The organism is Morococcus cerebrosus (assembly GCF_022749515.1).
Lineage (GTDB): Bacteria > Pseudomonadota > Gammaproteobacteria > Burkholderiales > Neisseriaceae > Neisseria > Neisseria cerebrosa.
This window is the reverse complement of sequence record NZ_CP094242.1, coordinates 988,948-1,009,409: the sequence shown is the minus strand read 5'-3', so window position 1 is coordinate 1,009,409 and position 20,462 is coordinate 988,948. Positions and strand designations below refer to the sequence as shown.

General features: G+C 52.1%; 19 protein-coding genes and 2 pseudogenes. 13 read left to right on the top strand and 8 right to left on the bottom strand.

The features are described from left to right. Positions 1 to 76: 76 nt before the first annotated feature. On the bottom strand, positions 77 to 430 hold the full coding sequence (locus MON37_RS04655; RefSeq protein ID WP_039409861.1) for an ArsC family reductase: 354 nt from the start codon (positions 428 to 430) through the stop codon (positions 77 to 79). A gap of 120 nt (positions 431 to 550) precedes the next feature. On the opposite strand from MON37_RS04655, the gene ygfZ reads away from it, so the two are divergent. Next, a complete protein-coding gene (ygfZ, locus tag MON37_RS04650; RefSeq protein ID WP_039409858.1) occupies positions 551 to 1,408 on the top strand; it encodes a CAF17-like 4Fe-4S cluster assembly/insertion protein YgfZ in 858 nt (285 codons plus the stop codon). 131 nt (positions 1,409 to 1,539) lie between these two features. Next, the gene (gene rep / locus MON37_RS04645; RefSeq protein WP_039409855.1) at positions 1,540 to 3,540 is read left to right on the top strand and encodes a DNA helicase Rep; all 2,001 of its coding nucleotides are present in this window, start codon (positions 1,540 to 1,542) and stop codon (positions 3,538 to 3,540) included. A 104-nt stretch (positions 3,541 to 3,644) separates the two neighbouring features. On the opposite strand, the gene MON37_RS04640 is transcribed toward rep, so the two are convergent. The 6 genes from MON37_RS04640 to MON37_RS04615 form a co-directional block, all read right to left on the bottom strand. Beyond that, positions 3,645 to 4,412: an amino acid ABC transporter ATP-binding protein gene (locus MON37_RS04640; protein ID WP_039409853.1), complete on the bottom strand. Its 768-nt coding sequence runs from the start codon at positions 4,410 to 4,412 to the stop codon at positions 3,645 to 3,647. Between the two features lie 9 nt (positions 4,413 to 4,421). Next, entirely contained in the window at positions 4,422 to 5,138 is a 717-nt protein-coding gene (locus tag MON37_RS04635) for an amino acid ABC transporter permease (RefSeq protein WP_003765700.1), read from the bottom strand. Continuing rightward, on the bottom strand, positions 5,128 to 5,952 hold the full coding sequence (locus tag MON37_RS04630) for an amino acid ABC transporter substrate-binding protein (RefSeq protein ID WP_039409848.1): 825 nt from the start codon (positions 5,950 to 5,952) through the stop codon (positions 5,128 to 5,130). Before MON37_RS04630 ends, MON37_RS04635 begins: the two co-directional genes overlap by 11 nt. A gap of 369 nt (positions 5,953 to 6,321) precedes the next feature. Next, positions 6,322 to 7,431: an SGNH/GDSL hydrolase family protein gene (locus tag MON37_RS04625; RefSeq protein ID WP_039409845.1), complete on the bottom strand. Its 1,110-nt coding sequence runs from the start codon at positions 7,429 to 7,431 to the stop codon at positions 6,322 to 6,324. Positions 7,432 to 7,545: 114 nt separating this feature from the next. Further along, positions 7,546 to 8,622 carry a peptidoglycan O-acetyltransferase PatB gene (patB, locus tag MON37_RS04620; RefSeq protein ID WP_039409842.1) on the bottom strand — a complete coding sequence of 359 codons (1,077 nt, stop codon included), beginning with the start codon at positions 8,620 to 8,622 and terminating at the stop codon, positions 7,546 to 7,548. A 15-nt stretch (positions 8,623 to 8,637) separates the two neighbouring features. Beyond that, the gene (locus MON37_RS04615; RefSeq protein ID WP_039409839.1) at positions 8,638 to 10,074 is read right to left on the bottom strand and encodes an MBOAT family O-acyltransferase; all 1,437 of its coding nucleotides are present in this window, start codon (positions 10,072 to 10,074) and stop codon (positions 8,638 to 8,640) included. A gap of 278 nt (positions 10,075 to 10,352) precedes the next feature. Here MON37_RS04615 and MON37_RS04610 point away from each other — a divergent pair. Next, positions 10,353 to 10,954, top strand: a pseudogene (locus MON37_RS04610) (IS630 transposase-related protein); the annotation flags it as partial. Between the two features lie 127 nt (positions 10,955 to 11,081). On the opposite strand, the gene MON37_RS04605 reads toward MON37_RS04610, so the two are convergent. Continuing rightward, the gene (locus MON37_RS04605) at positions 11,082 to 12,089 is read right to left on the bottom strand and encodes an IS5 family transposase (protein WP_242883780.1); all 1,008 of its coding nucleotides are present in this window, start codon (positions 12,087 to 12,089) and stop codon (positions 11,082 to 11,084) included. A gap of 64 nt (positions 12,090 to 12,153) precedes the next feature. Here MON37_RS04605 and MON37_RS04600 point away from each other — a divergent pair. The 10 genes and pseudogenes from MON37_RS04600 to purN all read left to right on the top strand — a co-directional run. Then, positions 12,154 to 12,312 (top strand): annotated as a pseudogene (locus MON37_RS04600) (IS630 family transposase); the annotation flags it as partial. 227 nt (positions 12,313 to 12,539) lie between these two features. Beyond that, positions 12,540 to 12,938, top strand: a complete 399-nt coding sequence (locus tag MON37_RS04590) for a DUF350 domain-containing protein (RefSeq protein WP_039404586.1) — start codon at positions 12,540 to 12,542, stop codon at positions 12,936 to 12,938. A gap of 86 nt (positions 12,939 to 13,024) precedes the next feature. Then, a complete protein-coding gene (locus MON37_RS04585; RefSeq protein ID WP_039404589.1) occupies positions 13,025 to 14,047 on the top strand; it encodes an SPFH domain-containing protein in 1,023 nt (340 codons plus the stop codon). Positions 14,048 to 14,310: 263 nt separating this feature from the next. Continuing rightward, the gene (locus MON37_RS04580; protein ID WP_209323743.1) at positions 14,311 to 15,831 is read left to right on the top strand and encodes a DUF4178 domain-containing protein; all 1,521 of its coding nucleotides are present in this window, start codon (positions 14,311 to 14,313) and stop codon (positions 15,829 to 15,831) included. A gap of 3 nt (positions 15,832 to 15,834) precedes the next feature. Further along, on the top strand, positions 15,835 to 15,996 hold the full coding sequence (locus tag MON37_RS04575; RefSeq protein ID WP_167333215.1) for a hypothetical protein: 162 nt from the start codon (positions 15,835 to 15,837) through the stop codon (positions 15,994 to 15,996). After that, positions 15,993 to 16,373: an adenosylmethionine decarboxylase gene (gene speD / locus MON37_RS04570; protein WP_039404593.1), complete on the top strand. Its 381-nt coding sequence runs from the start codon at positions 15,993 to 15,995 to the stop codon at positions 16,371 to 16,373. The genes MON37_RS04575 and speD overlap by 4 nt, the downstream gene beginning before the upstream one ends. 79 nt (positions 16,374 to 16,452) lie before the next feature. Further along, on the top strand, positions 16,453 to 18,063 hold the full coding sequence (locus MON37_RS04565) for an NAD(P)-binding protein (RefSeq protein WP_039404596.1): 1,611 nt from the start codon (positions 16,453 to 16,455) through the stop codon (positions 18,061 to 18,063). A gap of 124 nt (positions 18,064 to 18,187) precedes the next feature. Next, entirely contained in the window at positions 18,188 to 18,628 is a 441-nt protein-coding gene (locus MON37_RS04560; RefSeq protein WP_019270068.1) for a DNA polymerase III subunit chi, read from the top strand. A 129-nt stretch (positions 18,629 to 18,757) separates the two neighbouring features. Continuing rightward, positions 18,758 to 19,579, top strand: a complete 822-nt coding sequence (locus tag MON37_RS04555; RefSeq protein ID WP_039404600.1) for an FKBP-type peptidyl-prolyl cis-trans isomerase — start codon at positions 18,758 to 18,760, stop codon at positions 19,577 to 19,579. Between the two features lie 225 nt (positions 19,580 to 19,804). Then, positions 19,805 to 20,389, top strand: coding sequence for a phosphoribosylglycinamide formyltransferase (gene purN, locus MON37_RS04550; protein WP_242883777.1), 585 nt, complete (start codon positions 19,805 to 19,807; stop codon positions 20,387 to 20,389). Positions 20,390 to 20,462: the final 73 nt, after the last annotated feature.

Below are 20,462 nucleotides of genomic sequence, written 5' to 3'. Positions count from 1 at the left end.
TTTGAGGGCGTAATGGTTAATGGCAAACGCGCATTGTAGCGTTTTTTCAGGGACTCCGCATCTTTCAGACGACGTTTTATTCCGAAAAAATCTTCTGGTAGTTTTCAACAGAAAATCCGACGTAAACCCTGCCCTCTTTACGCAAAACCGGACGTTTGATCAAACTTGGATTTTCCGCCATCAATCGAATCGCCCCGTCCGGATTATTTTCGGCTGCTTGACGGTCGGCATCGTCAAGTTTGCGCCATGTCGTACCACGTTTGTTGAGCAGGGTTTCCAAAGGAACTTGTTCCAACCATTGGCGGATAACTGCCTCGCTTGGGGCGTTTTTCTTAAAATCGGAAAATTCGTACACAATATTATTTTCAGCCAACCAGTTGCGTGCCTTTTTAACAGTGTCGCAATTTGTGATTCCGTATAATTCAATCATGCTGTTTCTTTCTTGCTGATGCTTGGTAAGCTCTCATTTTACTACATTCCCCAAGTGAAATAAGCTAGAATACCTGTCCGCAATCCCTTAATCGGGAAACAGGTTATAGAAGGATTCCCTATGCAAAGCCGTTTACCTTTTTTCAGCGTCATCCGTGTCGGCGGAGAAGATCGCGCTTCATTTCTCCATGGCCAACTATCCAATGATATTAATCACTTAACTGTAAATCATTCCTGCTACGCGACTTACAACACACCTAAGGGACGTGTTTTGGCGAATATGGTTGTATTAAACCGAGGGGAAGATTTATTGCTGGTTATGGCAGCGGATTTGGCTGAATCGATTGTGAAACGGCTGCGTATGTTCGTATTGCGCGCCAAAGTTGAATTTACCCCCCTACCCGATTTTGCCGTTGCAGGCATGCTCGATGAAAGCTGCCATGCTACCCCGCCCGACTCACCCAGCCTTTCTTTTGAGGCATCACTGGAAAACGGTGTATATACCATTCCCCTGCCCCATAAAGGTCGTCTGAAAATCGGTGAGGCGGCGCAGCTGCCCGAATATGATGCCCAAGCCGAAAATGCGTGGAATCTGCACGAGATCCGCAGCGGCTATCCATGGATTTCTGCTGCGACCAAAGAAACCGCTGTTGCGCAAATGCTCAACCAACACATCATCGGCGGCGTACATTTCAAAAAAGGCTGCTATCCCGGTCAAGAAATTATTGCGCGCGCCCAATATCGAGGCCAAGTAAAACGCGGGCTGGCGGTATTGAGCGGAGATTCATTGGAAGCAGCAGGTGTAGGCGTGGTTTCCGAAGGTGCGGAAGCCGGACAAATCATCAACACTGCGCTAACTGAAAATGGCAGCTTAAGCCTTGCCGTCATCAAGTTTTCCGCAGCGCAATCCCCTCTTATGGATGCAGACGGCAACGTATTGAAACAGGAAAAACTTTTCTTTTCCGTTTCTGAAGAATAGCCTGTCCAACATAACATGGTCGTCTGAAATCTTTCGGAATAAGGTTTCAGACGACCTTTTGTCTCCTCCTTACATCCCGTTTCGACGGCTGTTATATAATTCTTCCTCACACACTCCATTACTCTTTCCCCATGAAACTCAACCCCCAACAGCAAGCCGCCGTCAAATACCTCGGCGGGCCTCTGCTCGTGCTTGCCGGCGCCGGCAGCGGCAAAACCGGCGTGATTACGCAAAAAATCAAACATTTGATTGTCAACGTCGGCTATCTGCCGCATACCGTCGCCGCAATTACCTTCACCAACAAAGCCGCTACGGAAATGCAGGAACGCGTCGCCAAAATGCTGCCCAAGTCGCAAACGCGCGGGCTGACGATTTGCACGTTCCACTCTTTGGGCATGAAGATTCTGCGCGAAGAGGCGAACCATATCGGTTACAAAAAAAACTTCTCCATCCTCGATTCCACCGACAGCGCGAAAATCATCGGTGAACTTTTGGGCGGCACGGGAAAAGAAGCCTTATTCAAAGCGCAGCACCAAATTTCCCTGTGGAAAAACAATTTGAAAACGCCCGAAGACGTACTTCAGACGACCTCCAACGCTTGGGAGGAACAAATCGCGCGCGTGTATGCAAGCTATCAGGAAACCCTGCAAAGCTATCAGGCGGTGGACTTCGATGACTTAATCCGCCTGCCAGCCGTGTTGTTGCAGCAAAACAGCGAAGTGCGCAACAAATGGCAGCGGCGGCTGCGTTATCTGTTGGTTGACGAATGTCAGGACACCAATACCTGCCAATTTACCCTGATGAAACTCTTGACCGGCGCGGAAGGCATGTTTACCGCCGTCGGCGACGACGACCAATCCATCTACGCATGGCGCGGCGCGAACATGGAAAACCTGCGCAAAATGCAGGAAGATTATCCGCAGATGAAAGTCATCAAACTGGAGCAAAACTACCGCTCCACCGCGCGGATTCTCAAAATCGCCAACAAAGTCATCGAAAACAACCCCAAGCTGTTCACCAAAAAACTTTGGTCGCAGTTCGGCGAAGGCGAAATCGTCAAAGTCGTTGCATGCCAAAACGAGCAGCACGAAGCCGACTGGGTCGTCAGCCAAATCGTCAAGCAGAAGCTGGTCGGCGGCGATAAAACCCAATACGCCGACTTCGCCGTTTTATACCGCGGCAACCATCAGGCGCGGATTTTTGAAGAAGCCCTGCGCAGCGCGCGCGTTCCCTACCAACTCTCCGGCGGGCAGAGTTTCTTCGACAAAGCCGAAATCAAAGACGTTTTGTCCTATTTGCGCCTGCTTGCCAACCCCAACGACGATCCTGCCTTCCTGCGCGCCGTTACCACGCCCAAACGCGGCATCGGTGATGTAACGCTGGGTAAACTCAATACCTACGCGCACGAACACGAATGCAGCCTGTATGAAGCCGCGCAAACCGAAGAAGCCCTCGCGTTACTGAACAACACCAACCGCCAACACCTGCAAGCCTTTATGGATATGTTCGGCAGCTACCGCGCCAAAGCGGAAACCAGTGAAGCTGGGGAATTCATCAACGGCCTGCTCAAAGAAATCGACTACGAAAACCACCTGCTTGCCAGTGAAGAAGGCAAAGCCGGCGAAATCAAATGGCGCAACGTCAGCGACCTGACCGGCTGGCTAGAGCGCAAAGGCGAGCAAGACGGCAAAAACATCATCGAACTCGCCCAAACCGTCGCCTTAATGACGCTTTTAGAAGGCAAAAGCGAAGAAGAAGTCGATGCCGTCAAACTCTCGACCCTACACGCCTCCAAAGGCTTGGAATACCCCTACGTCTTCCTTGTCGGCTGCGAAGAGGGCATCCTGCCGCACAACGACAGCATCGAAGAAGACAACGTCGAAGAAGAACGCCGCCTGATGTATGTCGGCATCACCCGCGCCAAACGCCAGCTTACGCTGACCCACTGCGTCAAACGCAAAAAACAAGGCACATGGCAGTTCCCCGAACCCAGCCGCTTCATAGACGAAATGCCGCAGGAAGACATCAAGATTTTAGGGCGCAAAGGCGGCGAACCGATTGTGAGCAAGGAAGAGGGCAGAAGCCATCTGGCGGGGATGCTGGATATGTTGGCGGCGAAAGGGAAGGGCTGATACATCGGAAAGACGGAACGTGAAAAGGTCGTCTGAAAACGGCGGATGTTTTAGCAAAACCCGCTCTGTCCGTTTTCAGACGACCTTTGATGTAACGAAACGGCTTAATGTCGATAATCTGCCGAATCCTTACGGATTTGTTGCAGAAATTTCCGCGTACGCTCGTGTTTGGGGTGGTCGAACAACTCTTTCGGACTACCCTGCTCTACAATGACGCCGCCGTCCATGACGACGACGGTAGTAGCGACTTCCAGCGCAAACTTGATTTCGTGGGTCACGACAACCATCGTCCAGCCTTCCTGCGCCAATTCTTTCATGGCGTTCAACACGTCTTGCACCAATTCGGGATCCAGCGCGGAAGTGGGTTCGTCAAACAACATCAACTCGGGCTGAATCGCCAATGCGCGGGCGATACCGACGCGCTGTTGCTGACCGCCGGAAAGCTGGTAGGGATAAAGGTTAACCTTGTCGCCCAAGCCGACTTTTTCCAGCAATTTCAAAGCTTCTTCGCGCGCTTGGGAAGCAGGTTTGCCTTGTACGGCAACCGGACCTTCCATTACGTTTTCCAACGCGGTTTTGTGCGGAAAAAGGTTGTATTGCTGGAACACCATGCCGGATTTGCGGCGCAGAGCCAAGATGTCATGCTTCGATGGTTTTTTAGAAAAATCGATTTTAAGCGGTCGCTCGTTGTCGAACTCGATTTGTCCGTCTTCGGGCATTTCCAGTGCGTTTAAGCAGCGCAGAAACGTTGTTTTACCCGAGCCGGAAGGTCCGAGGATGACGACCACCTGCCCTTTGCCGACATCCAAATCGATGCCGCGCAAAATGGTGTTCTCGCCGAAGGTTTTGCGGATATTGCGGATTTTAATCATGGCTTCCCCTTATTTGGCGACATAGCGGTCGAAGCGTTTTTCCAAGCGCGCCTGAATCAGGAACAGAACCTTGCAGAAACACCAGTAAACCAAAGCGGCTTCAATATAGACGGGCAGGAAGTCGTAGGTACGGTTTGCCGTTTCCTGCGCGACGCGGAACAATTCCGTTACCGTCACCACCGCTGCGAGCGAGGTGTTTTTAAACAAGCCGATAAACTCGTTGCTCAAAGGTGGCACGGCGACGCGGAATGCCTGCGGCGCGACGATGCGGCGGAAAGTCTGCATATAGGTCATGCCGATGGAGAAACCCGCTTCCCACTGCCCTTTTGGCACGGACAAAATCGCTGCACGTATGGTTTCGGAAGCATATGCGCCGACATTGAGCGAGAAGCCGATGATGGCGGCAGGAATCGGATCGATGAAAATACCGACGGACGGCAGCCCGTAAAACACAATCACAAGCTGCACCAACAGAGGCGTTCCCCTGATGATGGAAATATAAGTTTCCACCAGTTTCAGCAGGATTTTCCGCACGATGCCGCCCGAAGGCATAATCCGCACCAAAGCCACGGCAATGGCAATCACCATCCCGATCAGGAACGACGCCACTGCCAGCGGCAGCGAGACCATAAAACCGGCTTTGACCATAGGCAAAAACGCGCTGACAATCATATCGGCGCGTGTTTCCGTCATAAACGGCAGCGAAGCAAGAAAATTATTTAACACTGATGTCTTTTCCGAAGAATTGTTCGCCCAGTTTTTTCAGCGTGCCGTCGGCTTTCAGCTCGTTGATTGCCGTGCTGAATTTCGCCACGACTTCGTCATTGCCTTTATTGACAATCAAGCCGGAACCGACTTTTTCATCGGCAGGCGCAGACCAAACGATTTTCACGCCCGCATTCGGGTTTTTCTTCAGATAGTCCAAAACCGCCAATTCATCATTCAACGTCGCATCCGCGCGTTTTTGTTCAATCAGGGTCAGCGATTGCGCCAAACCGTCCACCGGTACGAGTTCCGCACCCGCGGCTTTGGCTTTTTCGCCGTAATTGCTGGTCAGGGACTGCGCAGTTTTGACGCCTTTGATGTCGTCAATGGATTTGATGTTGCTGTCTTTGCGCGCAACCAAAACCGCACCGCTCCAGCTGTAAGGTTCGGATTTGTCGAATGTCGCTTGGCGTTCAGGGCTGGTCAGACCGACTTGGTTTGCCACCACGTCGAAACGTCCCGCTTTCAAACCCGCCATCATCGAATCCCATTGCGTTTCTTTAAATTCGACTTTCACGCCCAGTTTGTCCGCCACAGCGCGGGTAACTTCCACATCGTAACCGGTCAGCTTGCCGTCTTTGTCGTGGTAGGTAAACGGCGCGTAAGTACCTTCGGTGCCGACGGTAATCGTCCCTTTATTGTTGATGCGCTCGATTAAAGAACCGGAAGCGCCGGCAGATTGAGCGGGAGCAGAAGAAGACGCGCTGCCGCCTTCTCCGCCGCAGGCCGCCAAAACCAATGCGGTCATGCCGCCGAGTACGAATTTTTTCAACATAATCCTCTCCTGAAGAAAAAGTGAGCAAGAGCCGCATTCTAAGTGAAATTGCGGCAAACACAAAGAATACTTTTTTATATTGCTTATTCCGAAACGGATAAAGGAAGCCGTACCCCCCCATCCATCAAGCAAAGGTCGTCTGAAAAAGTCTTAATACCCCCTTTTCCGCTTTCAGACGACCCTCTGCATCATTCGTATCACACGGCGGCTTGGTATTCGCAACGATGATGCTGCGTTCAGATTCAAAGGGAACTGCATTCTGTTTTGCCTGCGGTTTGGAGTCTTAAATGAAAGCACAGAAATAATCCTACATAACAAAAGGTCGTCTGAAAATTTTCAGACGACCTTTTTTGATTAATTCGTTATTGATTAATCCGCCATTTGTATCAAGCTGTCGGCGAGGCGGTCGGCGGCTTGGCGGTAGCCTTTGCCTGAGAAGTGGACGCCGTCTTTAGCAGCGAGGCCTTGGCTCATCCAGTTTTTCATGCTGCATTCGCCGCCCATCGCGTTCTGCCACGACCAATACATGATTTTTTCGTCGCGGGCAATGCGTTGCTGCATTTGTTGGATGCTGCTTAAGGTGGCGGGGCGTGTGCCGCAGCTTCCTGAAGTGCTTTTCAGGGATTCGGGCGCGCCGAGAATCAGGATGCCTGCGTCGGGCAGGCTTTGTTTGATTTGGCGGATGTAGCTGCGCCAGCTTTGTTCTGTGGCTGTGATGTCCAAATCGCGGGCGAAGGCTTCGTTGGTGCCGTAGGCGAGGATAACGAGGTCGGCGCGGGTTTGGGCAAGGTCATCCTGCCAAGAGGGGCGCCATTTGGACCAGTGGGTCAGTTGCGCGCCGTTGATGCCGAGTGCGGAAACGGTTACGCCGCGTCCGGGATTTTCGATATTGATGTAGCCGATGTCCCAAGGCATGGAGCTGCTGAGGGTCAGCGGCAGGTGGCTGTTGCTGCGGATGATTTGCCAGCCGCTGCTTCCGGCGGGGACTTCGCGTCCGTTGAACGACAGGGTTTGTTCGGGCAGGACGGGTTTGGCGAAAACGGAAATCTGCCTTTCGCCGCTGCTGCCGTCTTTGGCGCTGATGGTAACGCTGCTGCCGTTGGCTTTGGCGATGATGCCGCCTAAGGGGAAGTCGTCTGAAACGCTGCGGCTGCTGACGGTTTGCCACGAGCCGTCATAGCGGACGGCTGCGCTGCGCTGTCCTTTGACGGTAGAGGGGTAAACCCAGCCTATGCCGCCGTCGCCCCATTTTTGCTGGAGGCGCAGGCGCAGTTGTTCGGTGAAAAGGTCGCCGGCGGTGTGTGAATCGCCGATTTGGAGGATGCGGAATTTGCCGTCCGAGCTGCGGTCGAGTTTTTTGAGCTTGGAGAGCCAGGCGGGACGGCTGCTGCCGTAGTTTTCCAGCAGCATATCGGCGGCGGGGGCGGCGGCAGACAGGCACAATGCGGTAAGGGATACGGACAGGGTTTTGATGTTCATGAGTTTCCTGTGTGTGGTTTTCAGACGACGTCTTTTGACGCGGCGGAGGGCTATTGTAACGAAAAAGACGGCATTGGATAAACTAAACGCCGTCCTTTTGCTGCCGATACGGGCTTAACGTGCGGATAATTGTTCCGTGCGTTCTTCGCCGTTCATTTCAGGGGTCGTCTGAAAAACGATTTTTTCCATGATTTTATCCGCGAGCAGTTTTTGTCCTTCAGCAGAGAAGTGGATGCCGTCTTTGCTGCGGTAGCGGATGATTTTTCCATTGATGTTGACGGAGTCGGCGTAGGTGTCCGAGCCGTTGCTGAGGAGTTTGTCGGTCGGTATCCACAGGGCTTTTGGACTGATCTCGTCTGCTAAAAGTTTATCGAGATATCGCATTTGCTTGTTAAGTTTTGCCTGTTTCATATAAGGAATGCCCATCCAAATGACTTGCACATGGTGTTGCTCAGCAGCGGCCAAGATGCGGTTGACGCGGCTGAGGTATTCTTCCGACCATTCGGGCGAGGCGAATTTCAGGTATTTTTTGCCTTTCGGGAAATCCCACGGGTCGTTGGGACCGAGGAAAACAACCAGAAGGCGGATGTCGGTTTGTTGTTTCAGCGTTTGTTCGATGGTGTTCGGCCAGTCGAAAAACTTGGGATAGGACAATCCGGTACTTTGTTTGCTTAAGTTTACCGACTGGATGCCGTATTGTTTTTTCAGGCTTCTTTCGACAAAAGGTGCAACGCCCTGCATCATCGAGTCGCCGGCAAAAAAGACTTTGTCGCCTTGTCCGAGAACGATATTGGCAGGCGGGGTAACAGGGAGATGATGTGCTTCGGGTTGTCCGCCGTTTTGTACCGTTTGAGGTTGGCGTCCGTCGGCGGGACGGTTTTTTTCGTGCGGTTCGGACGCATTAAGCTGCGCATTTTGTTCAGACGACCCGTCGTTTTCAGCAATTTGAGGTTCCGGTTCGGCAATCACAGGCTGTCCTGCCAAACGTGCTTTGAGGTCGTCTGAAAAGGCGTATGCGTCTTGTTGCAGCTTCGCGCCCGTGCGCCACCATTCGTATTCGGACAAAGGCTCCAGCGGAGAAGCCTGATGATAGGTTTGCTGCCAATAGGCATTGATGGAATCTTGACTGAACCACGCCGCGCCAAAGGCGCAAACCAAAAGGGAGGCAAACAGGGAAATAAAGCGTTTCATATTCTGATTGTCCTTTTAAAAATCGGCGTAAATAAAGCCCGGAATACCCGACGGCGCCAATACGATAATCAACACCAACACCAGCGTCAGCGGTATAAACCACAGCCATATCGGCATTTTTTCCAACGTCGCTACTGCGCCGTCAAACAGGCGAAGCAAATACGGGTAGAGCAAAATCATCAGGCCAAACGCGGCAAGCAGCAAGACATCCGCCTGTTTCGGCGTGGCCCAACCTGCTTCGTTGGCGAATAATGCATCAAACACCATCTGCGTATCGGCGAGGCTGCCGGTGTTGAACACGACGAAAGTGAAGCAGACGAAATGGAAAGTGACGAACCAGGCAAGCGGACGCAAGATTTTCAGACGACGTGAGCCGTCCCGACCGAAGATTTTGTCGCCGCAGTTAAGCAAAATTAATGCCACGCCGTGCAGCGCGCCCCACAGCAGGAAATTCCAGCCGTAGCCGTGCCAAACGCCCGACAACACCATCGCCAGCAGCAAGTTGAACTGCGTCAGGACGAAGCCGTGTTTGTTGCCGCCCAAAGGAATATAAATATAGTCGCGTATCCAAGTGGAAAGGCTGATGTGCCAACGGTTCCAGAAGTCGCGGATATTGAACGCGCGCAGCGGTGCGGCAAAGTTTTTCGGCAGGCGAAAACCGAGCAGCATCGCCATCCCGATTACCAAATCCGAATAGCCTGAAAAATCGAAGAAAAGCTGGAAAGTATAGCCGTACACCCCCGACAACACGCCCCAGCCGTCAAACTGGGCGGGATTCTCGAAAACGGGCGATACCCAGCCGTCTCCCAGCGCACCCGCCAGCCACCATTTTTTAGCAATGCCCAGCAAAATCAAGCACACCGCCAGCGCGGGTCGCACCAATGCGCGCGGTTCGGCGGTCCGAATCTGTTCCAAAGCTCCCGCCTGTTCGCCGTCTATGCTTTTAAACGCCGCGGCACGGATAATCGGCCCGGAAGTAATCGTCGGGAAAAAGCTCAAATGCAGCAGCAATTCATGCCATGCAAAGCGGTCGCCCATCGGGTGACGGCAGCAGTACACCAAATAAGCCAAAGATTGAAATGTGTAATAAGACAGCCCCAAAGGCATCAAGATATCGACAATCTCGCTCTGCCCCGTGTATTGGCGGATAAACGGGCGGAAAAAGTCGAAATATTTGAAGAAACACAATACTGCCAAAGCAGTTGCTACGCCGAAGCCCAGCCAGAATTTCCGTACGTTTTCGTTTTCAGACGTCATCAACAGGCCGAGCAAATGCACGCAGGACGAATAGCAGGCAATTATGGCGGCAAAGATCAGATTCAAGTGATACAGCCAGCCCATCCCCGCCAGCAGAAGCAAAACATTCTGCACCGACGGCATACGGACAAATGCCCAATAAATAGGCAAAAAAGCAATAAAAAATACCGCGAATTCAATCGACAGCAACGGCATAAGTGTTCCTTGAAATTTTTATTGTTCGGATAATTCGAAATATAGGTTTAGCAGTTTAAACCAAAACTGCACATTGTAAATAATTGTTTGAATTTATACAACTAACGTTAATCCAAAAAAATGGCCGTTTGTCAAAAGAGTGGGCAAATCAAGGCTTTTTGGACAGCACATCAATTTATTTATAATTATTTTATATATGAATACCTATCCTCTTGGGAAAGAACGATATAGTCAATTAAAAACAAAATAGCACAATACTCAACTTTGAAGGTCTAACCATGGCATACTCTGCGGACTTAAGAAACAAAGCTTTAAACTATTACGAACAATGCAAAAACATCAGCCAAACCGCAGCAACATTTAACTTGTCAAGAAACACGCTTTACCTGTGGATTCGCCTTAAAAAACAAACGGGCAGCCTAAAACATCAAGTTACCGGTCTGAATGCCGTAAAATTGGATAGGCAAAAACTGGTTCAATATGTTGGGCAACACCCGGATGCCTATCTGCATGAAATCGCCAAACATTTTGATTGTACGCCAGCCGCCGTTTGCTATGCACTCAAACAGATGGGGATGACGCGCAAAAAAAGACCACCACTTACAAAGAACAAGATCCGGCCAAAGTAACGCATTATTTGACACAGCCGGCCGAATTTTCCGGCTACCAACGTGTTTATTTGGATGAAACAGGATTTGACCGCTACCTGTTCCGTCCCTATGCCCGCAGCCCGAAAGGGCAAATAGTGAAAGCGCAGATAAGTGGAAAAAGATACCGACGCTTATCTCTGGTGTCCGCACAAGTCGGCAACCGGCTGATTGCTCCGATGGTTTATCAAAATACGATGACCGGAGTCTTTTTTGAAGCGTGGTTTCAGCAATTCCCCCGACAGCCGAAACCCAAACACAGGTTTTCGGCTGTTTTCGCCCCCAATCACTCCTGATTTTACCCAAATACCCCCTTAATCCTCCCCGGACACCTTATACATAAGGCATCCGGGCCGCCTTTTAGGCGGCAACAGGCACACTTAGCCTGTTAGCCGCTTTCAACAGGTTCAAACACATCGCCTTCAGATGGCTTTGCGCACTCACTTTACACAGACCAAAATAGGCTGCCCGGGCGTAGCGGAATTTACGGTGCAGCGTACCGAAGCTTTGTTCGACCACATAACGGGTCTTCGACAAATATCGGTTGCGTTTGGTTTGCGCTTCCGTCAGCGGACGGTTGCGGTGGGCTTTGCGCATAATGCCGTCTAACAACTGATGCTCTTTCAGATGTTGCCGGTTTTCCTTGCTGTCGTAGCCTTTGTCAGCATAAACGGTCGTACCTTCGGCAATACCCTCCAACAAAGGGGAAAGATGGTTACACTCATGGACATTGGCGGGGGTGATGTGTAGTTTCTCGATATAGCCTTCCTCATCGGTACGGGTATGTTGTTTGTAACCGAGTTTGTAGAGGCCGTTTTTCTTTGTCCAGCGGGCATCGCTGTCTTTACTCGGTGTGGTTTGTCCGCTGACTTGTCCTTCTTCATCAACTTCTATGGCCTGACGCTGTTTGCTGCCGGCAGTCTGAATAATGGTGGCATCAATGACGGCGGCGGATGCTTTCTCTACTTTTAGGTTTTTTTCGGTCAGTTGTCGGTTAATCAGTTTGAGCAATTCGGACAGGGTGTCGTCTTGCGCCAGCCAGTTACGGTAGCGGCATAAGGTGCTGTAATCAGGGATGCTCAATTCGTCAAAACGGCAAAACAGGTTGAAATCGATGCGGGTGATGAGGCTGTATTCGAGTTCGGGATCGGAGAGGTTGTGCCATTGTCCGAGCAGGACGGCTTTGAACATGGACAACAGGGGATAGGCGGGACGGCCGCGGTGGTCTCTAAGGTAACGGGTTCTTTGACGATTCAGGTATTGTTCGATCGGTTGCCAATCAATCACCTGATCCAACTTCAATAATGGGAAGCGGTCGATGTGTTTGGCGATCATGGCTTGTGCGGTTTGCTGGAAGAAGGTGCTCATAGGAAATCCCCTAAATGTCTTGGTGGGAATTTAGGGGATTTTGGGGAATTTTGCAAAGGTCTCGGAAAAATTGAGACATAAGGTATTGCCTCTTGCACCTTATTCACCTGAGCTCAACCCGATTGAGAAGATGTGGGCGAATATTAAGCGGTATCTGCGAACCGTTTTGTCTGATTACGCCCGATTTGACGATGCACTACTATCCTATTTTGATTTTAATTGACTATAGTGGATTAAATTTAAACCAGTACGGCGTTGCCTCGCCTTGCCGTACTATTTGTAATGTCTGCGGCTTCATCTCCTTGTCCTGATTTAAATTTAATCCACTATATATCCCAAAACAAAGCAAAAAACAGTAAAAAGTCGTCTGAAACCCTTTTCAGACGACCTTTACTATTGAAATATGGCATAATCAAAAGCATCAAAAATATCTGACAAGGAATCCCTATCGTGAGTATTTCCCTGCCCCAATACCTGCTTTACCTGCAATATATGCTTGCAGGTGTAGCGATAACTGTCGTTTTCGGCGCGGTGTATCTGCGTATTACGCCTGCGGAAGAGTTGCGGCTGATTAAAAACGGCAACCTTGCCTGCGCCTTCTCGTTCGGCGGCGCACTGGTCGGATTTTGTCTGACACTCGCGTCCAGTATTGCCCATAGTGTCAGTTTCATCGATTTTATCCTGTGGGGTCTCGCCGCGGCAGTGATTCAAATTTTGGTGTATTTCGCCGCCACGATGATGATTAAAGGCGCAACGGAAGAACTTATCGGCAACAACGTCGCCGTCGGCGCGCTGTTTGGCGCGGTGTCCGTGTCTATCGGTATCTTGAATGCCGCTTGTTTGACCTGATTTATATAAACAGTTTGCAAAATATACGGCTGGCCGCATTTCCGCCCCGCTCCGTGTTATTCCATTCTTCAAAATAAGGAACCGCAATGTTCAACTTTATCAAGAAACAGTTTATCGACGTCATCCAATGGCCGAATCCCGACGACAGCCTGCTGATGTGGCGTTTCCCGATTGCCGACGAGGAAATCCAAAACGGCGCGAGCCTGACCGTGCGTGAGGCGCAGATGGCGATGTTTGTTGACGAGGGTGTAACCGCCGACGTGTTCGGACCGGGCCGTTATACACTCAACACGCAAACGCTGCCGCTGCTGACCAACCTGAAAAACTGGGACAAGCTCTTTGAATCCCCGTTTAAATCTGACGTTTACTTTTTCAATACCAAACAACAACTTGCGCGAAAATGGGGTACGTCTCAACCCGTTACCGTACGCGATGCCGAGTTCGGTGCGGTGCAGTTGCGCTCGTTCGGCATGTACGCCTACCGCATCAGCGATCCGGCAAAATTCTTTAAAGAAGTCAGCGGCGTAGCGGCAGAATACAGCGGCGCGGAGTTGGAAGCCCAGTTGCGCAATATCGCCGTAACCCAACTCGCGGCGGCGTTCGGCAGCTCCGGTATTCCGTTTTTAGACATGGCGGCAAACCAAGTTTTGCTGTCGCAAAAAATCGGTGAATTGCTCGGCGCGGAATTTGCCAAACTCGGCTTGACGCTGGAAAACTTCACCGTCGAAAGCATCACTCTGCCTGCCGCCATCCAAGAAGCGTTAGATAAGAAAATTTCCATGGGCGTCATCGGCGACTTGGGACGCTACACCCAATACCAAACCGCCGAAGCTATCCCGCTTGCCGCGCAAAACGAAGGCGGGCTTGCCGGAATCGGCGCAGGCTTAGGTGTCGGCGCAGGCGTCGGTCAGGCAATGGCTGGCGCGATGGCGGGTATGATGCAGCCCGCGGCGCAACCGGCAGCCCAACCCGCGCAAAGCATTCAGACGACCTCCGAAGACCCGCAGGCAAAATTGGCGAAACTCAAATCTCTGTTGGATGGCGGTTTGATTGCTCAAGAGGATTACGATAAAGCCAAAGCGGAAGTGTTGAAGCAGTTGATCGGCTGATATTAAGAAGGTCGTCTGAAAACGGTTTCAGACGACCTGTCGGTGGTTTTAAAAATTCGTTTTTACATCAAAATTCAGTGTCGTCATTCCCGCTCAGGCGGGAATCCATCGTCAAACTTAAGAAACCCTGATTTGAAAAACCGTTTCTGAATCTCAAAAATGGATTCCCGCCTGTGCGGAGATGACGACACGGTAAGTTTTTATTCAAATCCGCGCTGTAAAAAGGTCGTCTGAAACCTTCCTCTCCACTCGAAAAAGCAAACATGTCAAACACCCCCTTCTTTAAAACCGACTGCCCGAGCTGCGGCGCGCCTGTCGAAGCGCATTCCGCCTCAGCCGTTACGCTGGTATGCGGCTACTGCAACAGCATGCTGGTGCGGCAGGATGACGGTATCGTCGATTCCGGCCGCGATTCCGCATTGCTGGAAGATTTCAGCCCGCTGCAAATCGGTACGACCGGCACATTCGTTACGCAACGCTTCACCCTGGTCGGACGGCTTCAGGTGCAATACGACGACGGCGCATGGAACGAATGGTACGCGCTGTTTGACGACGGCAGGACGGGCTGGCTTTCGGAAGCAGGCGATTTGTATGTGATGACCATGCCCGTCGAAACCGACAACCCGCCGCGCTTTGAGGACATTCGGGCGGGATTTAGCGAACTGACTTTCCAAAACAAACGCTATGTCGCCTCAGACGTGCGCCACATCAGCCTGAAACGCGCTGCCGCGCAGGGCGAGCTGCCGTTTGTTTTGAACGAAGACCGTCAGAACAAAGTCGCCGACTGGCGTTGCGAAGATCTTTTCATCACGCTCGATTACAGCGGCGACACCCCCGAAACCTTCTTCGGCCGCATGGTGAACTTGGATGATTTGAAGCTGGAAAACACCCGCAGCGAAGATGAAATCAAAGAAAGCGCAGGCCGTCTGAAAGGCAGCATCGCCTCTGAGAACTGCCCCAACTGCGGCTCGTCCGTCCACTGGGTCAGCGGCCTCACCCCCCATCTCAACTGCCCAAGCTGCGGCAGCGAATTGGCAATCGGCAAAGAAAAAGCCGAACTCATTACCGCCAACGACATGCGCATGGCGCAGCAAAGCCTGTTTACCCTGCCCGTCGGTTCGAAAGGTCGTCTGAAAAACCGCGAATTTTACGTTATGGGCGCAGTCAGATACTCCGAAACCGACGCACAGGAAACATTCGACAACCTGTTTAACGGCGCCAACCGCGTGCTCACGCCCGAAGGACAATGGTCGGAATATCTGCTTTACAACCCGACGCAAGGTTTCCTGTGGCTGGTCGAATCCGATGACGGCTGGAGCCTTTCCCAAACCCAAAATACATGGCCGCGCCTCGACCGCAACCGCCAACCGCAAGGCTGCGGCAAACTTTACGACTACGGCGGCAGGGTCGAAGTCGCGGCCGGCGCGTTCTACTGGCGCATCCGCAGCGGCGATTTGAACTATTACAGCGACTACCGCGACGGACAAAACCGCAAACTTTCTGCCGAATTGAACACGCACGAAATGGCATGGAGCAAAAGCGTGCCAATTGATTACAGCGAAGTTGCCGAGGCATTTAGCCTGAGCAGCCGCGCACCGCATTACACCGCAAAAATGGCGGCAGACGGTATTGATAAATCACTGAGAATCGTAATGACCGCCATTTTGGTTGTCGTCAACCTCCCTGCTCTGATAATCAGCGACAATCCTGCCACCCCCTCCGTCATCTTCATAGGAGCCTGGTTAATGTGGACTATGGGCAAAAAAGACGAGGACGAGGATTAAACCATGTCGAGAACCACTTACATCATTTTCAGCACTATCATCATCGTCATCTCCATGATCATCAGCTACGGCTCTTCCGACTCCGACGGCTCGCGTATGCACTCCGGCGGCTATTACGGCGGCGGTTATTACGGCGGTAGCGGTTATTCCGGAGGCCATAAATGACCCATATCCCCGGCAACCACGGCCTTTTAGATTTATATGGCTGTGATGAAGCTGTCTTGAAAGACGAAGGTCGTCTGAAAAACGCCCTCAAAACCGCCGCCCAAGCCGCAGAAGCCACCGTTCTCGCCGAACGTTTCCACACCTTCGGCGGCGCAGGCGGCATTACCGGCATCTTACTGCTCGCCGAATCCCACATCAGCATCCACACTTGGCCGGAACACCGCTTCGCCGCCATAGACGCATTTATCTGCGGCGGCATGAAGTTGGAAAGAGTGAAGGAAATATTGTGCAGGGAATTGGCGGCGGAACAGGCCGTTTGGACGATTGCGCAACGTGGCGAAGGAATATTGGACGATATAGAGCCGCCAATAGAATAATAAAACCTGTAATGGTCGTCTGAAACCGTCTTAATTTTTTCAGACGACCTATCAGAACCCTAAACCAACATCCAACCCCATGCCGACACGCCGTCAATTCCTCAGTTACACCGCCGCGCTTGCCGCCGCGTCATCTTTTTCTTGGCTGACTTATAACCGCCTCAACCGCAAACCGCCGGTTTCCGTCAACCGCGTCGGGCTGCCGTTGGGGCATTTGTTGCGCGACGGGAAATTGCTCAATCCGCCGACTCGACGTTACGAATGCAATACGCTGATACTCGGTGGCGGCGCGGCGGGTTTGGGGGCGTTGTGGTATCTGGCGAAACACAGTCATCGTGATGTATTGCTGGCGGAAGGGTTCGAGCGCAATGGCAACAATGCTGCCTACGCCGCTTCAGACGGCCTGAAAGCGCCGAGCGGCGCGCATTATCTTGCCTTGCCGTCGAAAGAGAGCGCGTATGTGCGCGAGATGCTGGCGGATTTTGGTATCTTGCAATCGGACGGTAGGTTCAGGGAAACCGATTTGGTTTACGCACCCGAGTCGCGCCTTTTGTATCAGGATAAATGGCAGGAACACCTGTTGCCGAAAGAAGATGCGGATTCCAAACGCTTTTTCGATTTAATCGGTCGTCTGAAACAGGCTTACGGCAGCGACGGCAAAAAGATTTTCGCCATTCCGATAGCCCTGTCATCGGCAGACGAAACGTGGCGCAAACTCGATAGCCTGACGTTCAAAAAATGGCTTACGCAAGAAGGCTACACTTCGCCCGAACTCTTGTGGTATCTCGATTACTGCTGCCGCGACGATTACGGGCAGGGCATAGCGCAAGTATCCGCCTTTGCCGGACTGCATTACTTCGCCGCCCGCAACAGCGCGGAAACCGTCCTCACTTGGGCCGAAGGTCTGGCGCACCTTTCCGAAAACCTGCGCCGCCATGCCGGTTTGCAGGAAGGTTGGCAATGGTCGTCTGAAAACCGCATCCACCTAGATAAACCCGCTTCCGTCAACGCATCCGCCGTCAAAATCAAACCGCTTTCAGACGACCGTATCGAAGTTTGGCTGCGCGACAATTCAAGCGGCGAAACCGTCGCCCTGACCGCGCAACACGTTATTTCCGCCATGCCGCTGATGGTTGCCGCCCGCATCGTCGAAAATCCCGCGCAATACGGTTTGAACATTCCCGAATACGCCCCGTGGTTGGTCGCCAATTTCGAGCTGCACAGCTTCCCGAAAGAAAAAAACAACAGCGAAACGGCGTGGGATAACGTCATCTATGGCAGCCAAGGACTCGGCTACGTCGTCGCCACCAACCAGCTCATCCGCGTCGCCCGTCCCGAACGCACCATCTTCACCGCCTACGCCGCGCTCAACCACGACACCCCGCAAGCCGTCCGCCGCCAACTGCTCGACGCCTCCGACGAAGAACTGCGCGACTTGGCCGCCAAAGACTTGATCGCCGCCTACGGAGAGGGCTTCTGGCAACACGTTTCACACGTCGATGTTACAGTGCGCGGACACGGCATGAGCGTACCGAAAGTCGGGTATCTGAACGACGAATCTTTGTTAAAAATCAGAAACCGAGCGTCAGGATTACTGTTTGCCCACAGCGATTTGAGCGGCTATTCGGTATTCGAAGAAGCTTTGTATTGGGGCGCGGAAGCGGCGCGGAAGGTGTTGGAACAGGGCTGACTGCCGCAAAAAAGGTCGTCTGAAAAAACAAAGACAAAAGGTTTGAAATCCAATTCAGGAAGCCCAATAGCCCTTTCAACCCGTTTTCACTATAATCCCCATTTCCCCACCCCACTCCCTCGCCATGCCTAAAGCTACTTTCTACACCCACGCCGCCGACCCCGCCGCCTTCGCCTGCCGCCTGATTGCGCGCGCCATACGCGACGGCGGACAGATATTGGTGTGGTCAGATTCTGCCGAGACCATCCGCCGCCTCGACCGCGACCTTTGGCAGCAAATCCCCGAAAGTTTCATTCCGCACGAAATCTGGCAGCCTGACCAACCCATGTCGTCTGAAACACCCGTATGGCTCGCATTCGGCAACACACTGCCCACCGTACTTGAAAACGCCACCGTCCTCAACCTCTCGCCCGACTTTTGGAACGAAGCCCCTGTCATCCCCGCCCGCGTACTCGAAATCGTAGGCAGCAGTTTAGAAGAACTCGCCGACGCACGCGAACGCTTCAGCGCATACAGAAAAAGCGGCTTTACCATCGAACACCACAATATGACTGGAAAAGCCTGAAACCGAAGGTCGTCTGAAAACAGCTTTACAATCCAAGCCAAAAATTTAAACAGCTTTGATTCCTTTTGAATCAAACTGGGCTATAATCCCGACTTTGTTTTACTGACCCTTTTAAAAGACGAAAACACCATGAACAAAACTTTCAAATTCAGCGCATTGGCAATCGCCGCCGCATTGGCACTGACCGCCTGCGACAAAAAAGACACTAATACACCTCCGGCTGCCTCTGCTCCCGCATCCGTAGCTTCTGCCGCAACAGACGCATCTTCTATCGGTACACCGGCCCAACAAGCCAGCTACGCAATGGGTATGGACATCGGCAGATCTTTGAAACAAATGAAAGATCAAGGTGCGGAAATTGATATGAAAGTCTTCATCGAAGCCATGCAGGCTTCTTATGAAGACAAAGAAAACAAAATGACCGAAGCCCAGGCGCAGGAAGTCATGATGAAATTCCTGACCGAACAACAAACCAAAGCCGCAGAAAAACTTCAAGCTGACGCCAAAGCCAACTTGGAAAAAGGCGAAGCGTTCCTCAAAGAAAATGCGACTAAAGAAGGCGTGAAAACCACCGCTTCCGGCCTGCAATACAAAATCACCAAAGAAGGCGAAGGCAAACAGCCTACCAAAGACGACATCGTCGTCGTTGAATACGAAGGCCGCCTGATTGACGGTACCGTCTTCGACAGCAGTAAAGCCAATGGTGGTCCTGTTACCTTCCCTGTCAGCCAAGTCATCCCCGGCTGGACCGAGGGTATCCAGCTTTTGAAAGAAGGCGGCGAAGCCACCTTCTATATCCCGTCCAAACTTGCCTACCGCGATCAGGCAGTTCCCGGTGGGAAAATCGGTCCGAATTCCACTTTGGTATTCGACGTGAAGCTAGTTAAAATCGGCAAACCCGAAGACTTCCAACCTGCCCCCGGTCAAGTTGACATCAAAAAAGTCCAATAAGCCCGCGCTTTAACCCAATGCCCGAACCCAATCCGTTTCGGGCATTTTTCATTACGAATCCACCCCAACTGCCGTTATCTGTTCTCAGGCAGCAATAGCGCGGTTTATCCGTTTCAGACGACCTTCGCAAATCCGATTCCCATCCGTATCATGCATAGCATTCCGATTTTATTTTGCTATACAATGGCTGCCTGAAAAATCCTCATCTCCGGCCGCGGCAGCAATATGCAGGCCATCGTCAATGCCGCCATTCCAGACGCCCGCATCGCCGCCGTCCTCAGCAACAGCGCAACCGCCGCCGGACTGGCTTGGGCAGCCGAACGCGGCATCGCCACCGACAGCCTCAATTACAAAGACTTCCCCAGCCGCCTCGCTTTCGACCAAGCCATGGTGGAGAAAATCGACGTCTATCAACCCGACCTAGTCGTCCTCGCAGGCTTTATGCGCATCCTCACGCCCGAATTCTGCGCCCATTACCAAAACCGCCTGATCAACATCCACCCGTCCATCCTCCCCTCATTTACCGGCCTGCACACCCACGAACGCGCCCTTGAAGCCGGCTGCCGCGTCGCAGGCTGTACCATCCATTTTGTAACCCCTGAACTGGACTGTGGTCCGATTATCTCGCAAGGCATCGTCCCGATACTCGACGGCGACACGCCCGACGACATTGCCGCACGCGTCCTTACCGTCGAACACCGCCTTTTCCCGCAAGCCGTTGCCGATTTTGTCGCAGGTCGTCTGAAAATCGAAGGTAACCGCGTGTTCAACTCAGAACGCAACGCCGAAGGACAAACCCTCTTGGCTTAAAACCCTTAAAAGGCCGGATAAACTCCGGCCTTTTGCATTTCTATAAGTAATTAGTCATATCCTAACGAACTAA

Excerpts from the sequence above, each read along its gene's own strand:
- MON37_RS04555 (WP_039404600.1), top strand. The coding sequence starts at position 18,758 with ATGAACAAAACTTTCAAATTCAGCGCATTGGCAATCGCCGCCGCATTG.
- ygfZ (WP_039409858.1), top strand. The coding sequence starts at position 551 with ATGCAAAGCCGTTTACCTTTTTTCAGCGTCATCCGTGTCGGCGGAGAA.
- MON37_RS04605 (WP_242883780.1), bottom strand. The coding sequence starts at position 12,089 with ATGAGCACCTTCTTCCAGCAAACCGCACAAGCCATGATCGCCAAACAC.
- MON37_RS04615 (WP_039409839.1), bottom strand. The coding sequence starts at position 10,074 with ATGCCGTTGCTGTCGATTGAATTCGCGGTATTTTTTATTGCTTTTTTG.
- MON37_RS04640 (WP_039409853.1), bottom strand. The coding sequence starts at position 4,412 with ATGATTAAAATCCGCAATATCCGCAAAACCTTCGGCGAGAACACCATT.
- MON37_RS04630 (WP_039409848.1), bottom strand. The coding sequence starts at position 5,952 with ATGTTGAAAAAATTCGTACTCGGCGGCATGACCGCATTGGTTTTGGCG.
- MON37_RS04585 (WP_039404589.1), top strand. The coding sequence starts at position 13,025 with ATGTTCAACTTTATCAAGAAACAGTTTATCGACGTCATCCAATGGCCG.
- MON37_RS04560 (WP_019270068.1), top strand. The coding sequence starts at position 18,188 with ATGCCTAAAGCTACTTTCTACACCCACGCCGCCGACCCCGCCGCCTTC.
- speD (WP_039404593.1), top strand. The coding sequence starts at position 15,993 with ATGACCCATATCCCCGGCAACCACGGCCTTTTAGATTTATATGGCTGT.
- patB (WP_039409842.1), bottom strand. The coding sequence starts at position 8,622 with ATGAAACGCTTTATTTCCCTGTTTGCCTCCCTTTTGGTTTGCGCCTTT.
- MON37_RS04575 (WP_167333215.1), top strand. The coding sequence starts at position 15,835 with ATGTCGAGAACCACTTACATCATTTTCAGCACTATCATCATCGTCATC.
- MON37_RS04655 (WP_039409861.1), bottom strand. The coding sequence starts at position 430 with ATGATTGAATTATACGGAATCACAAATTGCGACACTGTTAAAAAGGCA.
- MON37_RS04565 (WP_039404596.1), top strand. The coding sequence starts at position 16,453 with ATGCCGACACGCCGTCAATTCCTCAGTTACACCGCCGCGCTTGCCGCC.
- purN (WP_242883777.1), top strand. The coding sequence starts at position 19,805 with ATGCAGGCCATCGTCAATGCCGCCATTCCAGACGCCCGCATCGCCGCC.
- rep (WP_039409855.1), top strand. The coding sequence starts at position 1,540 with ATGAAACTCAACCCCCAACAGCAAGCCGCCGTCAAATACCTCGGCGGG.
- MON37_RS04625 (WP_039409845.1), bottom strand. The coding sequence starts at position 7,431 with ATGAACATCAAAACCCTGTCCGTATCCCTTACCGCATTGTGCCTGTCT.
- MON37_RS04580 (WP_209323743.1), top strand. The coding sequence starts at position 14,311 with ATGTCAAACACCCCCTTCTTTAAAACCGACTGCCCGAGCTGCGGCGCG.